The sequence below is a fragment of the Sporosarcina koreensis genome, from assembly GCF_042655825.1.
GTDB lineage: Bacteria > Bacillota > Bacilli > Bacillales_A > Planococcaceae > Sporosarcina > Sporosarcina koreensis.
In genome coordinates, this window is sequence record NZ_JBHSNP010000002.1 from 31,119 (window position 1) to 46,522 (window position 15,404).

General features: G+C 42.5%; 14 protein-coding genes. 12 read left to right on the top strand and 2 right to left on the bottom strand.

Features of this window, described 5'->3' with window-relative positions; genetic code table 11:
• Positions 1-298: 298 nt before the first annotated feature.
• The 9 genes from ACFPTP_RS00165 (at position 299) to rlmH (ending at position 9,697) form a co-directional block, all read left to right on the top strand.
• Positions 299-1,762, top strand: coding sequence for a peptidoglycan DD-metalloendopeptidase family protein (locus tag ACFPTP_RS00165; RefSeq protein ID WP_381441311.1), 1,464 nt, complete (start codon positions 299-301; stop codon positions 1,760-1,762).
• Between the two features lie 142 nt (positions 1,763-1,904).
• Positions 1,905-2,615 carry a response regulator YycF gene (gene yycF, locus ACFPTP_RS00170; protein ID WP_381441313.1) on the top strand — a complete coding sequence of 237 codons (711 nt, stop codon included), beginning with the start codon at positions 1,905-1,907 and terminating at the stop codon, positions 2,613-2,615.
• 5 nt (positions 2,616-2,620) lie between these two features.
• A complete protein-coding gene (gene walK / locus ACFPTP_RS00175) occupies positions 2,621-4,447 on the top strand; it encodes a cell wall metabolism sensor histidine kinase WalK (protein ID WP_381441314.1) in 1,827 nt (608 codons plus the stop codon).
• On the top strand, positions 4,438-5,781 hold the full coding sequence (locus ACFPTP_RS00180) for a YycH family regulatory protein (RefSeq protein ID WP_381441315.1): 1,344 nt from the start codon (positions 4,438-4,440) through the stop codon (positions 5,779-5,781). Before walK ends, ACFPTP_RS00180 begins: the two co-directional genes overlap by 10 nt.
• On the top strand, positions 5,768-6,604 hold the full coding sequence (locus ACFPTP_RS00185; RefSeq protein WP_381441316.1) for a two-component system regulatory protein YycI: 837 nt from the start codon (positions 5,768-5,770) through the stop codon (positions 6,602-6,604). Before ACFPTP_RS00180 ends, ACFPTP_RS00185 begins: the two co-directional genes overlap by 14 nt.
• 12 nt (positions 6,605-6,616) lie before the next feature.
• Entirely contained in the window at positions 6,617-7,405 is a 789-nt protein-coding gene (locus ACFPTP_RS00190; protein ID WP_381441317.1) for an MBL fold metallo-hydrolase, read from the top strand.
• A 100-nt stretch (positions 7,406-7,505) separates the two neighbouring features.
• The gene (locus tag ACFPTP_RS00195) at positions 7,506-8,768 is read left to right on the top strand and encodes a S1C family serine protease (RefSeq protein ID WP_381441318.1); all 1,263 of its coding nucleotides are present in this window, start codon (positions 7,506-7,508) and stop codon (positions 8,766-8,768) included.
• Between the two features lie 205 nt (positions 8,769-8,973).
• Complete coding sequence (locus ACFPTP_RS00200; RefSeq protein WP_381441319.1) at positions 8,974-9,138, top strand: CxxH/CxxC protein; 165 nt, start codon at positions 8,974-8,976, stop codon at positions 9,136-9,138.
• Between the two features lie 79 nt (positions 9,139-9,217).
• Positions 9,218-9,697: a 23S rRNA (pseudouridine(1915)-N(3))-methyltransferase RlmH gene (rlmH, locus tag ACFPTP_RS00205; protein WP_381441320.1), complete on the top strand. Its 480-nt coding sequence runs from the start codon at positions 9,218-9,220 to the stop codon at positions 9,695-9,697.
• Between the two features lie 188 nt (positions 9,698-9,885).
• Here the strand turns inward: rlmH and ACFPTP_RS00210 are convergent, their stop codons facing one another.
• Both ACFPTP_RS00210 and ACFPTP_RS00215 read right to left on the bottom strand, forming a co-directional pair.
• Positions 9,886-10,635, bottom strand: coding sequence for a 3D domain-containing protein (locus ACFPTP_RS00210; RefSeq protein ID WP_381441321.1), 750 nt, complete (start codon positions 10,633-10,635; stop codon positions 9,886-9,888).
• A gap of 300 nt (positions 10,636-10,935) precedes the next feature.
• Positions 10,936-11,391, bottom strand: a complete 456-nt coding sequence (locus tag ACFPTP_RS00215; RefSeq protein WP_381441322.1) for a staygreen family protein — start codon at positions 11,389-11,391, stop codon at positions 10,936-10,938.
• A gap of 558 nt (positions 11,392-11,949) precedes the next feature.
• Between ACFPTP_RS00215 and ACFPTP_RS00220 the strand changes: the two genes are divergently transcribed.
• From ACFPTP_RS00220 to ACFPTP_RS00230, 3 genes are all read left to right on the top strand, one after another.
• Positions 11,950-12,702 carry an SDR family NAD(P)-dependent oxidoreductase gene (locus tag ACFPTP_RS00220; protein WP_381441323.1) on the top strand — a complete coding sequence of 251 codons (753 nt, stop codon included), beginning with the start codon at positions 11,950-11,952 and terminating at the stop codon, positions 12,700-12,702.
• Between the two features lie 138 nt (positions 12,703-12,840).
• Positions 12,841-14,106, top strand: a complete 1,266-nt coding sequence (locus tag ACFPTP_RS00225; protein WP_381441324.1) for an amidohydrolase family protein — start codon at positions 12,841-12,843, stop codon at positions 14,104-14,106.
• Positions 14,107-14,154: 48 nt separating this feature from the next.
• Positions 14,155-15,393: an amidase gene (locus ACFPTP_RS00230; protein ID WP_381441325.1), complete on the top strand. Its 1,239-nt coding sequence runs from the start codon at positions 14,155-14,157 to the stop codon at positions 15,391-15,393.
• Positions 15,394-15,404 lie beyond the last annotated feature (11 nt).

The window sequence follows — 15,404 nt, forward strand, 5'->3', positions numbered from 1 at the left end:
ACCCCGCAGGGAGCAACGCGACTGAGGAGGCTCAACGCCCGCCCCCCGGAAAGCGTCCGCCTGAAGCGTAGATCTGGTTAATCTCTATATATAAGACTATTTTCACGGCTGGAAGTCTACTCATTTACAACTAATACATGGAAGAAAATAAGGAATATTTGGTTGCAATACTACAAGTTCATTACAAATGAACGTAAAGCAACAAGTGACTTATAGGATATGATAAATTGAAGAAGCGTGAAAATCTCAGTATGATAGGCATCTTGTAGCAGTTGCCAGTCGGAAGGAGTACTAAACGATGTTTTTCAAGAAACAAAATACGAACGAACAACAGAATAGAAGTCCACTATATAAAAAAGTCCAAAAGGCAGGTTTACTGACGGTCCTCCTTGCAGGCATCGGAATCAGCTCCGGTTTCACACTCGAAAAAGCGGAGGAATCCTCCATCCACACTGTCTACCATGTCTACTCGGACAGCAAATATGTCGGGATGCTATCCGACGAAAAAAAGATTGAACAGCTTAAACAAGAGAAACTGGAGAAGGCGGCCTCCGAATACGAAGGTCTCCCCCTAACAATCGGGACTGAGTTGTCTGTCGTTCCGGAAAAAGTCTTCTCGGTCGGAACAGACGATGAACAGGTCCTTGGAAAACTTCAGGACATGCTTACCGTGGAGGCAGAAGCGATCGGTGTCCAAATTGGCGAAGAAACCGCATTCTTCGTCAAAGATATGGCCGATTATGAAGAAGTGATCCAAGAACTGACATTGCAGACAGTCACTGAGCAAGAGCTTGCGGAATTCAAAGCCCGCCAACAATCTACTGAACCTATACCACCTTTAAAAGAAAATGAAACGAGACTCGCAGCGATTAAATTCAGTGCAGAAATTCAGGCGACTGAAGGCCAGACAGCACCTGACGAAGTCCGCAGCGTGCAAGAAGCAATGACCCTATTGAATAAAGGAACGTTGGAAGAGAAGAAATATGCCATCCAGGCAGGCGACGTATTAGGGAAAATCGCTAGCGCACACAATATGTCGACGGCAAAATTGATGGAAATCAATCCGGGCATTACGGAAGATTCGTTACTTCAAATTGGTCGGGAATTGATTGTGACAGCACTTGAACCATACATAGAAGTGGAAGCACACTATGAATCAAAAGAGATTGCACCGATCCAGTTCAAGAAGCTGACTGAAAAGGATGCTTCGCAATTCAAGGGTGAAAAGAAAGTGAAGCAAAAAGGATCGGACGGCAAGAAGTCAGTCACGCATCAGATCCGGAAAAAGAATGGGAAAGTGATCGGTAAATCCGTAATGGAGGAACATGTACTCGAAGAGCCGGTTCATGAAGTGACGGTCGTCGGAACAAAAGTGATCCCTTCTCGCGGTACAGGCAACTTCAAGTGGCCGGCAGACGGCGGATACGTTTCGAGCCAAATGGGGAAACGATGGGGCAGGGTGCACCAAGGCATTGATATCGCCCGTCCATCTTCAAGATCTATTTTTGCTTCAGACAATGGCGTCGTGACGGATGTCGGGTATCATGGGACCTACGGAAACCGCATCATCATCACGCATAATAATGGGTATAAGACGTTATACGCCCATCTGTCGTCCATCGACGTCAAAGTGGGACAGACAGTGCCACAAGGTTCTAAAATCGGTGTCATGGGCTCTACAGGTCGCTCAACAGGCATGCACTTGCATTTTGAAGTGTTCAAGAACGGTTCCAATATCAATCCGTTAAGTGTGTTAAGATAAAGAGAAGGAATGGAGACGCTACAGTATTCTGTTGCCGTCTCTTTTTCTAATTTGGTATACGTTGAGAATGGAAGGTTTATTGCGGAAGAAATAGAATATATACTAAAGTAGTCGCCAAAACCGGCGGGAAAGGGAATGAATCATGCAAAACAAAACGATTTTAGTCGTAGATGATGAAAAACCGATAGCAGATATATTAGAGTTCAATTTAAAGAAGGAAGGTTTTATTGTCCATTGCGCCTATGATGGCGAAGAGGCGCTCGAAAAAGTGGAAGAGGTGCAGCCGGATATTATGCTGCTCGATATTATGCTTCCGAAGCGCGATGGAATGGAAGTGTGCAGGGAGGTCAGGAAGAAGTATGATTTCCCGATCATCATGCTGACAGCGAAGGATTCGGAAATTGATAAAGTGCTAGGATTGGAATTGGGCGCGGATGACTACGTGACAAAGCCGTTCGGCACACGCGAATTGATTGCCAGGGTGAAGGCGAACTTGCGCAGGCATTCGAAGACATTATCGGAAGAGCAGGATGAGGCGACGAATGAAATTACGGTCGGAAGCCTTGTCATCCAGCCGGATGCTTATTTGGTGCAAAAACGCGGCGAGTCGATTGAACTGACGCATCGCGAGTTCGAATTGCTGCATTATTTGGCGAAGCATATCGGCCAGGTCATGACAAGGGAGCATTTATTGCAGACGGTATGGGGATATGATTATTTCGGAGATGTGCGGACAGTCGACGTAACGATACGCCGACTTCGCGAAAAGATCGAAGACACTCCAAGCCATCCAACGTGGATCGTAACGAGACGTGGAGTCGGTTACTATTTGCGTGATCCGGAACAGGAGTAAGGACAATGCAGAAAGTCGGATTTTTTCGATCCATCCATGTGAAATTCGTCCTCATCTATATCATGCTTATCCTTGTTGCGATGCAGATTATCGGGCTTTATTTTGCAAGTAAGCTTGAAGATACATTGAAGACGAACTTCACGAATTCGGTCAGGGACAGGGTGAACCTTGTTGAATTCAGTGTGCGTGAAGAAATGATAAAAGACCGTTCTCCGGACGATCCGTCGCTCGTGCAGAGCTTGCGGAGCGTCCTTTCGGGCTTTAATTCGGAAGATATTAATGAAATACGGGTCATCGATGCAAAGTACAAAATATTAGCCACATCCGAGCTGGGCAATCAATCATTGGTCGGCCAACGATCGATGGAAGACAGTGTAAGAAGGTCCATCTCCACCGAAACATTCTACGAGAATATCAACTATGACCCGGCAAAGCGCGAACGTGTCATGGTGCGTGTGACACCGATTATAAACAATAATCGGGAAGTCGTCGGCACGCTATATGTGACGGCCAATATTGAAAAAGTGTACAAGCAGATTAATGAAATCAATCAAATACTCGCGGGTGGAGTAGCGGTTTCCTTAACATTTACGATTATTATCGGCATCTTCATCGCCCGGACTTTTACGAGACCGATCTCAGATATGAGGCGTCAGGCACTAGCGATGGCGCAGGGGAACTTCTCAAGGAAGGTTCATGTATACGGAAACGATGAGATGGGCCAACTGGCGATCGCTTTCAACCATTTGACGAATCAGCTGCAGGAATCTCAGTCGACGACGGAAAGTGAGCAAAGGAAGCTTGCCTCGGTTCTTGAAAATATGACCGACGGCGTCATATCAACGGATCGTAAAGGCAGGGTGAGCCTGATCAATGACTCCGCGCTCATGATGTTGAGGTTGACACGCGATCTTGTGCTGAACCGTCCAATTGCAAGCATATTGGGCTTGGAACAGGAGTATACGTTCGAAGACCTCATTCAAGTGAAGGATTCGATTGCACTCGACTTCAGTACGGTAAAGGAGCCTTACATCCTGCGGGCCACTTTTTCGGTGACGCAGCGGGAGACAGGCTTTGTGAACGGCCTCATCGTCGTTCTACATGATAATACTGAGCAGGAGAAAATCGACATGGAGAGACGGGAATTCGTTTCTAATGTTTCCCACGAGCTTCGCACGCCGCTGACGACGATGCGCAGCTATTTGGATGCGTTGGCTGAAGGTGCCTGGAAGAACGAGGAGATTGCCCCTTCCTTCCTCCGTGTGACACAGACGGAGACGGAGCGGATGATCCGGCTCGTCAATGACCTGTTGAAACTTTCCAGGATGGATAGTAAAGAATATGAATTGAACACCGAATGGGTGGAGTTTAATCAATTCTTCAACTCGATCATTGAACGGTTTGAATTTTCGAAGTCGCAGAACGTGCATTTCAAACGGTTGTTGCCTTCCGCGGATCTTTTCGTGGAAATCGATACGGATAAAATGACACAGGTCATCGATAATATCATTTCAAACGCGCTTAAATATTCTCCGGATGGCGGGGATGTACGATTTGGCGTGACGACGTCCGGGACTTATATCAAAGTAATGATTTCCGACGACGGAATGGGAATTCCGCAGTCGAATGTGAACCGTATTTTCGATAGGTTCTATAGAGCCGATAGAGCGAGATCTAGAGCAATGGGCGGGACAGGCCTGGGATTAGCCATCGCAAAGGAAATGATCATTGCACATGGCGGGGAAATATGGGCGGAAAGTGAAGAAGGCAAGGGGACAACAATATTCTTTACATTGCCTTTTGAACAACAAGAGGAAGGTGAATGGGATTGAAGTATATCGAGCCGATTAAATCGATCATCTTACTATTGCTCGTCTTGATGAGCGTCACATTCACCTTTTCCATATGGACGTATGCTCCGCAGTTGGATACGATCGAACAATCGCCGACAGTGGACATTTCCATCGGTGCATCGAAGAAAGTAGAGGATATTATCAAGCCCTATAAGTTTCTAATTAAATATGATGATTCGCTTAACGGGACAACCGAGCAGGAGTGGATCGATCATATTTTAAAGGAAATGGACACTTGGAAAGTCACTCAATTGGTGCGGGAACCAAACGAGATGAACAAGGGACAGATGAAGTCCTTTTTCGAACAGACGAATCAGTTCACTTTGTTTTTCCAAGGGGAAGTGCCGCTGCCGGTATACGATGAGATTTTGGCGATTGTGGATGACCAACTTACCCGAATTCCGGAATTCAGCTTTGACCGGCTTGTGGTGAGATGGAATCCGAAGGAAATCGCTTTTGAAGCTCATTTCATCAACCGTGCTACAGGAATTCATTATCATGGAAAAATAGCAGCCTCGGATACGATGACATCGTATCGTCAAATCATCCGGGAAGGGGAAAAATTACCTGCCTACGCGGAAGTGAATGCTCAGGATTCTGCTTATTTGGCGGTGCCGGCCGAACCGATCATAATGCTTCAAAGCACGTATATCCAGGAAGAAATCAGTCCGACCCGCTTCCGGGATGCTCTATTCAATGATCCGAATGCAGTGCGTCGCAGCCAAGTGGATGCGACGCATGAAGAATTCGGTGACGATCATGCGTTGCTTGGCGTGAATACGGAAACAAAAATGTTGAATTTTGCCCATCCTGCTGCGTTTAGCGGGGAACCGGCGGCATACCCTTCTGACTTGTTGAAGGATGTCATTGACTCCATTAATGAGCATGGCGGCTGGACAGATTCGTACAGGTTCTCGTATATAAAACCTTATTACAGGAATGTGAAATTCCAACTGTACATTCATGGATATCCGGTTTTCAGCGAGCCCCCTCATACGGGCACGACAGAGATTGCACAGTATTATGGAGTAAATCGGGTTTTTCGATATATCCGGCCGTACTACACGTTAGATGTGTCGCTGAATGATGAGGAGGAAGAGCTTCCTTCAGGGATAAAAATTGTGAACGAACTAATGGGAATTGAGAACTTCGATTTCGGAACAGTCGAGGAAATCACCACCGGTTATATAATGAAACATGACCTAGAACGAAGGATTTATATAATGGAACCTACCTGGTTTTATTATGCCAAAGGAAATTGGGTTCCTTATATACTTCAACAAGGCGGGGGTGAGCAGATTGGATTGGAATAAAACGAAAACAATCTTCATCGTCGTTTTTTCGATATTGAATATCTTCCTTTATTCCTTGTATATTAATCAGCGAACCGAGGCGCAAAATGTGCAGGTCGCAGGTAAAACGTCGATTGAGGATTTGATGAAGCAGGAGAATATTACGTACAATGTGCCGCAAGTCGTGAAAAATGACTTTTCCTATATCTCCGCAAATATAAAGACCTTCACGGAGGAGGAATTGGTGCCGCTTGAGAATCAGTCCATCGAAATCATCGACAATAAAAGGATTGAATCCGAAATGAGCACGCCTGTATCTATCCTGAATACAAAAGAAGAGTATTATTTCAAGGATTTTCTGACGAAGTATGTTTGGAACGGAGCCGAATATGAGTTCTGGAAAGTGGATGAGGAAGCACGGAAAGCCATTTTCTTTCAAAAAGTGAATGGGGAACCGATATTTTACAGCTCGAATGCAACGTTGACAATCTATTGGGACGAGGACTATGAAGTGACCCATTACGAGCAGCGGATGCTGGAGGAATTTTCAAGCGAAGAACATAAAAAAGAAGTGTTGTCGCAAGATGAAGCGGTCGGATCACTCGTAACGCGAGGGTTGTTGAAGTTGGATTCCAAAGTGTTGAAAGTGACGCCAGGATACTCGTCACTTGTCCAATTGACCGGAAAGCAAGTATTTGGCCCGACGTGGAACATTCGTGTAGAATTAAAGGATGGCACCATCGAAGATCACTTCATCAGCGCCATTGAAGGTAAAGTGATAGACTTCAAATTGGACAAGTTGGAAGAGGAAGAACTTGATGAGGCCGAGGATGAAAAAGAATAAGGAGTTTTTCATATGCGTTTCAGTGTACTCGCAAGCGGAAGTACGGGCAATTCCATATATATAGAAACCGAAGAGCATGCTTTTCTGGTCGATGCTGGACTCAGTGCAAAAAGAATGGAGCAGCAGCTTGAAAACATCGGACGCTCCATGACGAACGTAGATGGCATTTTTGTAACCCATGAGCATAGCGACCATATCAAAGGGATCGGTGTGCTTGCACGCAGATACAAAGTGCCCATTTATGCGAATGAAAAGACATGGCTTGCGATGAATGGGCTTGTCGGTGAGATCCCTACGGGGCAGCGTTTCCATTTCAACATGGAGACGAGTATGTCATTCGGCTCGCTCGACATCCAATCGTTCGCCGTTTCCCATGATGCGGCGGATCCGATGTTCTACGTTTTCCATGAAAATGACCGCAAGCTAGCGATCATCACGGATACTGGATATGTAAGCGACCGGATGAAAGGGCATATCCAAGGGTCCGATGCATTCGTGTTCGAAAGCAATCATGACGTCAGCATGCTACAAATGGGACGTTATCCATGGTCCGTTAAACGCAGGATCCTGAGTGATGTCGGGCATGTGTCGAATGAAGATGCAGCCGTAGCGATGAGCGAGGTCGTCGCCCAAAAAGAGACGAGAATTTATTTGTCGCATCTAAGCAAGGACAATAACATGAAAGATCTCGCAAGGATGAGCGTCTCACAAACATTGGAATCATGCGGGATCCGCACGGGAGAATTCGTGCATTTGCATGATACCGACGCGGACAAACCGACAGAGCTCGTCACTGTCTAATAAATTTCGAAAAGCCTTGCCTTCGGGTGAGGCTTTTTTGATATTAATCAACCGAATTGGGGTAAAGTGAGTGTAACTGCCTACAGAAAGGGAGAGGAGAATGGACGAATTCAATCAAGGTCCACGAAATGAAGAAGAAAAACCGGTCATCGAGGAACCGGAACGACGTGAAGAGCCGGCTCGATTCAGCGAAAGACCGATCAAACCGAAACGCGGCGGCGGATTTCTGCCAGCTCTTATCGGCGCAATTCTCGGCGGGCTCATCGTCTGGTTTTTGATGTATTCCACAATGGGCAAGGAAAAAGTGACGCCACATGTCGGTAGCGAGACGACGGGTAAAGGCAATTTGCAGAGCGAGCGAGTCTCCGTTGATATCAATACGGATGTAACTGACATAGTCTCTGAAGTCGCGGATACGGTCGTGGGCATCACCAATTTACAAACCGTACGCGATTTTTGGTCATCGACGGAAACGAGGAGGGAAACGGGCAGCGGCTCCGGCGTCATTTATAAGAAGGAAGGCGACAAGGCATATATCGTCACAAACCATCACGTCGTTGAAGGTGCGGAAGGGTTGGAAATCACTTTCGATGATGGAACGAAGGTGGACGGAAAGCTTGTCGGAAGTGATCTGTGGACAGATCTTGCCGTCGTGGAGATTGATGGTTCGGCCGTCAACACAGTCATTCAGTTCGGAGACTCCGACGCTTTGAAGCGCGGGGAAACGGTCATCGCCATCGGAAACCCTCTTGGTCTAGGCTTTGCAGGGTCCGTAACGATGGGAATCGTTTCGGGGAAAGACCGTTCCATTCCGATGGATTTCGATGAGAATGGGATAATTGATTGGCAGGCGGATGTCCTGCAGACAGACGCAGCCATCAATCCCGGAAACTCGGGCGGCGCACTTATCAATATGGCGGGCCAACTCGTCGGCATCAACTCGATGAAAATAACGGAAGCAACGGTGGAAGGAATCGGTCTTGCCATTCCGATCAATATTGCGGTACCGATCATTAAAGACCTGGAAACGACGGGAACGGTTCAACGGCCGACAATGGGCGTCAGTCTCTTTAATTTGGAAGATGTGCCTTCCTCGGAGCGAAAAGGGCTGAAGCTGCCGGAGGATATAGCGGGAGGAGTCATCGTCACCCAAGTATTCCGCAATACGCCGGCTGAAGCCGCGGGCGTGCAGCGATATGACGTCATTGTAGAAATGGATGGTGTAAAGATCGACGATATGGTCGGCTTGCGCAAGCATCTATACAATGACAAACGAGTTGGAGATATGATGAAGATGAAAGTGTACCGTGATGGAAAACAGATTGAAATCGAAATGGAATTAAGGGACGGCAATACATTCTGATGGGTTTTGCATAAAAGCAGGCAAGAAACCGAATAGAATGTTACACTTTTTACATGGATGTAATATTTATTTATCCACAACAGGCAGCATAGCAGAACCTCGGCTATACTGCCTGTTTTTCTGTCAAAGTTATGGACATGTGGATAAGAAATCGAAATTGTGAATAACATTGTGTAAAAAATAAATGATGAAAGTAGTGTGGACGATGAAAATATTTAGCTGTGAAACCCATATAAATCATGCACTTGATGTGTTTGTCGCTAAAGAGGAAACATTTCCGATCATGGAGAAAATCGATGAAGAGAAAAAGTTATCCACAAAGTGCGCATACTGCGACACACCCGCATCGTATATTGTGGCGAACGAATAGTCGGGCACAATATATAGTTTTTCTTGTGGATATGTGTATAAGTTCTGTGTATAACATTTAAGCAAAGGTGGACAACCCTGTGAATATTACAATTGTGTCAGTTGGCAAACTAAAAGAAAAATATTTGAAAATGGGCATCGACGAATACGCCAAACGACTCGGTGCGTATGCCAAAATCGATTTAGTGGAAGTGCCGGATGAAAAAGCACCCGAATCATTGAGCGAAGCCGACATGGAAATCGTCAAGAAGAAAGAGGGGGACCGGATCCTAGCAAAAATCAGCCCGGATGCATATGTGATTGCACTTGCCATCGAGGGGAAAATGAAAACAAGCGAGGAATTGGCGGCAGGAATGGAGTCATTGATGACATACGGCCGGAGCAAAGTCGTCTTTGTCATCGGCGGATCTCTCGGATTACATAATGATGTGCTGAAGCGTGCGGATGAGCTACTTTCTTTTTCAAAGATGACATTTCCACATCAGTTGATGAAACTGGTGTTATTGGAGCAGGTGTATCGCGGGTTTCGGATTATTAAAGGGGAACCGTATCATAAGTAAGTGCGGTTTTTAAATGAGCCACCTGGAATGTTGAGAAGAAGTAAGTGAGACGTTAACGCACCATTGGAAAGGCTGAAAAAAATAAGCAAAAAAGAACCCAATCTGGTTCTTTTTTGCTTATTATAAGGTTTTAAGTCACCTTTTTGTACATATATAGAAATCCTAAGGATAGGCTGGTAATAGATGTGTTAGTTTAATATTGTGACCTTTAATTGTTTTACTCCAAAATTGATTGCATCCTGTTGAGAAGGAATAAAGACATCGATTCGATTCCCTTTAATGGCACCGCCAGTATCCCCTGCGATCGCTTCACCATAGCCTTCTACATAAACTTTACTACCAAGTGGAATGATAGTTGGGTCAACTGAGATGACCTTTGCATTTGGGTTTGTTTTAAGGTTAATTCCAGTAGCGGTAATACCGGAACATCCCTCACATGAAGCCGTATAGGCTGTAGCTTCTACTGTAATTTCTTTTGAAGCTGTATTATTTGTTGATGGAGCGGTTGTTGAAGTTGTAGTTTCCTTTGATTCATGTGCTGCAGGCATTATTGGTTTGTCAGTTATAGCCGTACTAGTTTTCAAATCATTAATGATGGATAGATTTAAACCTGGATGAATGAGGTCAGTATGTAATTGGTTCCATTCTTTAATTTGCGAAACTGTTACTTGATGATCTAGGGCTATGTTCCATAATGTATCACCTTGCTTAACGGTATATTGTTTTTGTTGTGCAATGGTTAGGACATCCCCGGGATGAATAAGGTTGGTAGTAATATTATTCATCTCTTGTATATTTTCTACAGATGTATTATTTGCACGTGATAGATCCCAAAGTGTATCTCCTTTTTGTACAGTAATCGTTGCAGCTTGAACATTGGCACTTAAAGTTACCGAGAGCATTGCAACTGGTACAATTGATATAAATTTTTTTAGCATTCATTTATCCTCCATGTTCTTGGTTGTTAATCTCAAATAATCGTAACATAGATTTTTCTGAGAAAAAGAACGAGGAGATGTTAATTTGTTTACGTCCATGGCATTTATATTGCAATAGTATTGCTAATATTAAACTCAACACGATTGTATTAAAGTAGTATACGAAATTGGGCATAAGTAAGTGCGGTTTAGAAGGATTTAAAAAAGCTAGTCAAGACTTTTCAATAAATCTTGCCTAGCTTACCTATTTTGTATGGAAGGTATAAATAAACAAATTTCCTTCAATGATTGCTAATTGTATTACGTAGACAAACTACCGAATGTCCCCCAATTCGCTTGCCTAGCAAATTGAGGATAAGTGGATATAAAGTTAACGATAATATTAGCATTATCGAGGTTAGGGTATTTGTTGAATAGTAATCTATCGCCATATCGAATAGCTGTCAGTGCAAGTGGTAACTCACGTCTGAATATTTCATTGCGTTTTGCAGCTGTATTTTGATTGTATTCTCCTTGGTCTATATATAAATATACATAGAAATATAAGCATTCCCCATTAATAATCCATTCGCCTAAGACCTCATCTCTCATCTTAGTATTAACTTTATCCCAAGCATACTCATTTCCAATTGTTAAAAATAAATCTCCAGTCTCATCTGAGTGAGTAAGTGTGTACCGTCTTGGAATGACAGGTTGCATTATAGGAATACCATTCCTATATTGAACGAATAGTTTTTCTGGGTTGAAGTTGCCCAAGCTATCAACTCCATTCGTTTTTTTATCAATATGCAGATATAAACCTATTAAATAGTTAAAAGACATATGTATTAAGTTTTTTATAGAGCGTCCTATAGCTGTCTTTTTATGAATAAAAAATATATGGGCACCTTAAATAAGTGCTAAAAACTATGTTGGATAGTTAAACCGCACTTAGACTAATTACGGTGAACCTTACCATAAATAGAAACAAAAAAAGTATAAATAAGGGGGGGAACCTTCATTTTCTTAAAAGATGATCGTTCTTCTTTGTTCAAAGTGAACAAAGGATTGTTAGAAAGTAATGTAAAATAAAAATTGTTATGCATGTTAAATAGTTTGTACCTGTTTCTTTTGTCCATTGAGTATATAGAACTTGTTCAAAGGGCTATATATAATAAAGAGAGAGAAGTTTGAAAGCGGTTTCGCTTTAACTAACTAATACTGTTTTGATGTTTTGTTAGGATAATTTTGTGGTTTTAATTTACAAAGTTATGACAACCTATTTTCATTTTAAAAATAGGAAATAAGGGTTTAAATTTTAGGAGGGTTATTATGTTGTTACAAGAAAAAGTTGCATTAATTACAGGCGCTGCGTCAGGACTAGGTAGAGCACAGGCAATTGAGTATGCAAAAGAAGGTGCAAAGGTAATCCTTAATGATGTAAATGCGGAAGGTTTAACTGAAACAGAGAAATTAATTAAAGATAATAATGGCACTGTACTTAGCATGGTTGCTGACATTTCTAAAAAAGAAGATGTTCAGAATATGATTAATAAAGCGCTTGAAGAGTTTGGAACAGTTGATATTTGTGTGAACAATGCTGCTATTTTGGCGGATTTTAAAGCATCTCTTGATATTACTGAAGATGAATGGGATAGAATCATGGCTGTGAACGTTAAAGCAGTCTATTTACTAACAAATGCGCTTTTGCCACATATGATTGAAAAAGGGAAGGGAACATTCATTAATGTCGCTTCAATTGGAGGAACAATTGCTGGTGTTGGAGACGCAGCATATATAACTTCTAAGCACGCACTTGTTGGATACACGAAACAGCTTGCTTTCAATTATGCGAAAGATGGGATTCGTGCTGTTTCACTTTGCCCAGGATTAACCGATACTCCAATGGTTCGCTATGCAATTGATCAAGAACATCCGGCAGTTGTTCGACAAATAGCTAGTATTCCATCCGAACGTATTGGTCGCTCTGAAGACGTTGCTTATTTCTCAGCCTATTTAGCAAGTGACAGAGCTCAGCATATTAATGGTGTTGAAATGAAAATTGATGGTGGACAATCTATTGGATAATTAGTTTTTCCGAATTACGGGGCAATTCCCCAGTCCGGTAAAGTTTTACCGAGCTGGGGGACAGTCCCTTTTTTTAGAAAACTTTTTTAGTAAGTTTATATCACAATATATAAATTTAATTATAGGGGGTATTTTTCCATGGGTAATTTAATTATACGAAATGCACATATCAAAGATGGTGAAGCTCAAAAAGATATCAAAATCATTGATGGAAAAATTGTGGAAATAGCCGCACGCATTCAAAATGACAATAACTTAGAAGAAATCGATGCAAAAGGTAATGCTGTGTTACCAACTCTAATTGAAAGTCATATCCATCCTGATAAAGCATTTCTTGAAGATCGCAAACCTAATCTATCAGGTACATTAGAGGAAGCATTGAAGAATACGGCTGAATTAAAGAAATTATATACATATGATGATGTGAAAAAACGAGCTGAAAAAGTATTAAGATGGTCAGTGTTAAATGGGACCACAATAATGAGAGCGCATCCTGATGTGGATCCTTTTGAGAAAACACTTGGAGTAGAAGTACTTCTAGATTTAAAAGAAAAGTATAAAGAAGTACTAGATATGCAAATCGTTGCATTTCCTCAAGAAGGCATTATTCAATCTCCAGGAGTATTGGAGATGATGGAAGAATCCATCAAAATGGGTGCTGATGTAGTTGGTGGCTGCCCTTATAGTGAAAGAACAATGGAAGATACTATAAAACAATTAAATATCGTTTTTGATTTGGCGGAAAAATACAATCTGCCAATTGATATGCATGCTGATTTTGGTACGAACGCTGATGATCCACAAAATACATGCATTGAATTAATTTGCGATATGACAATTGAACGTGGATACCAAGGTAGAGTTGCAATCGGACATGTTACAACATTAGGGTCACTTGATCCAGAAGTGGCAGCACCTATTTTTGACAAAATTGCTAAAGCAGATGTTTCAATCGTTCCATTACCAGTAACGGATATGTTTATGACTGGGCGCACTGAGAGAAAAAATATTCCTCGTGGTATGGCACCTGTATTGTCAATGATGGAGCGTGGAGTGAATCTTGCATATTCCTCCAATAACATTCGTAATGCATTCACACCATTCGGTAATGCGGACTTAATCGCTGTTGGCTACTTATTGCAGGTTTCACAGCAAATGGGTTCTGCGGATCAACGTCGTGCAGTGTTGGATATGGTCACTTATAACGCAGCTAAGGCAATAGGGGTCAGGGATACTTACGGCATAGAAGTTGGTAAGAATGCTGATATTGTTATCTATGATTGCGACGATTTGAGCAATTTAATCAACGACCAACCTTTAGTTCGCTATGTTATTAAAAATGGTAAGATCATTGTCCAAAATGAATTATCACGTAAGATGGCATCTGTGTTAATGGGAGATTAAAAAGACTGTTTGTTTCTATCTACTACTAATTCAGGAAAGGTGAAAAATATGGTTGCTACTAATATGTTAAATAATGCTCGCTTAACTGTCTCTGATCAGCCACCTTATGATGCGCTACAGTCGTTTGTTCGTGAAAATCACATCGCTCTGAAAGGGTCTGGTAAAGGGAATCTCGAAGGGCTTGTTTTTGGAGTAAAAGATGTCTTTAAAATTTTAGGAAGCACTTATAGTAATGGCCATCCAGAATGGCTGCGGACTAATGAACCAGATGATTTTACTTCAAGTATTGTCACTAAAACGTTATCTGCAGGTGCTGATTTAGTTGGGAAAACGATTTGTGATGAGCTATGTTACAGTATAAGCGGTGAAAATTGGAATTACGGTTCTCCAATCAACCCTCACGACCCAAGACGCTTTACAGGGGGGTCTTCGAGCGGGACGGGAGCAGCTACAGCTGGAGGTTTAGTAGATTTTGCTTACGGAAGCGACTGCCTAGGGTCTGTTCGGGTTCCTGCAAGTTACAATGGAGTATTAGGTATTCGTCCTACTTATGGACGTGTTGCCAATGATGGAGAAGCTCCGTATTGTGAGAGCATGGACGTTCTTGGATATGTTGCTAGAAATGCAGATATTTTTAGACGGGTTTCCAAAGAAGTATTAGGAAATGACAGTAAAAAAGTGACGTTTAATAGACTACTCATCGCTGAGGATTGTTTTGATTCGGTCAACAAAGACGTTGTAGAGGCATTACAACCTGCTGTCAACCATCTTAAACAACATGTTGAGATAGTTGAAAATATAAAAGTGAGTCCTAATGGTCTAGAAGAATGGACAGAAATTTTTAGAGTTATCCAGGGATATGAAGTTTGGGAAAGTTACGGTGGGTGGGTAAGGAAATATCGCCCGAATCTCTCATCAGGTCCAAAAGAACGTTTAGAGTGGGCATCTACCATTACTATGAGCGAATATAAAGAAGCATTGAATAAAAGACAAGCTATTATTGAAAGAGTTAAAGATATTTTACCAGAAGGAACACTACTATGCTTACCTACGGCTGCCTCTGTAGCACCTTTAAGAAGTAGCTCTTTAGAAGAAATAAATGCAACACGTGCACAATCGACTAAATTATTATGTATTTCCCCATTATCCGGTACACCGCAAATAACACTGCCATTAGTTAAACAGCACGAAGTGCCACTTGGTATTTCTTTAATTGGAGCTCATGATTGTGATTTACAGTTAGCCGAATTTGCTGCGGATTTAGTCGATAGTTATAGTAAAAACTAAAAAAATAGCCT

What these genes read in the sequence shown, in the direction of transcription:
- yycF (WP_381441313.1), top strand. Translation starts at nt 1,905, where the DNA reads ATGCAAAACAAAACGATTTTAGTCGTAGATGATGAAAAACCGATAGCA.
- ACFPTP_RS00195 (WP_381441318.1), top strand. Translation starts at nt 7,506, where the DNA reads ATGGACGAATTCAATCAAGGTCCACGAAATGAAGAAGAAAAACCGGTC.
- ACFPTP_RS00190 (WP_381441317.1), top strand. Translation starts at nt 6,617, where the DNA reads ATGCGTTTCAGTGTACTCGCAAGCGGAAGTACGGGCAATTCCATATAT.
- walK (WP_381441314.1), top strand. Translation starts at nt 2,621, where the DNA reads ATGCAGAAAGTCGGATTTTTTCGATCCATCCATGTGAAATTCGTCCTC.
- ACFPTP_RS00225 (WP_381441324.1), top strand. Translation starts at nt 12,841, where the DNA reads ATGGGTAATTTAATTATACGAAATGCACATATCAAAGATGGTGAAGCT.
- ACFPTP_RS00210 (WP_381441321.1), bottom strand. Translation starts at nt 10,635, where the DNA reads ATGCTAAAAAAATTTATATCAATTGTACCAGTTGCAATGCTCTCGGTA.
- ACFPTP_RS00180 (WP_381441315.1), top strand. Translation starts at nt 4,438, where the DNA reads ATGGGATTGAAGTATATCGAGCCGATTAAATCGATCATCTTACTATTG.
- ACFPTP_RS00165 (WP_381441311.1), top strand. Translation starts at nt 299, where the DNA reads ATGTTTTTCAAGAAACAAAATACGAACGAACAACAGAATAGAAGTCCA.
- ACFPTP_RS00200 (WP_381441319.1), top strand. Translation starts at nt 8,974, where the DNA reads ATGAAAATATTTAGCTGTGAAACCCATATAAATCATGCACTTGATGTG.
- ACFPTP_RS00230 (WP_381441325.1), top strand. Translation starts at nt 14,155, where the DNA reads ATGGTTGCTACTAATATGTTAAATAATGCTCGCTTAACTGTCTCTGAT.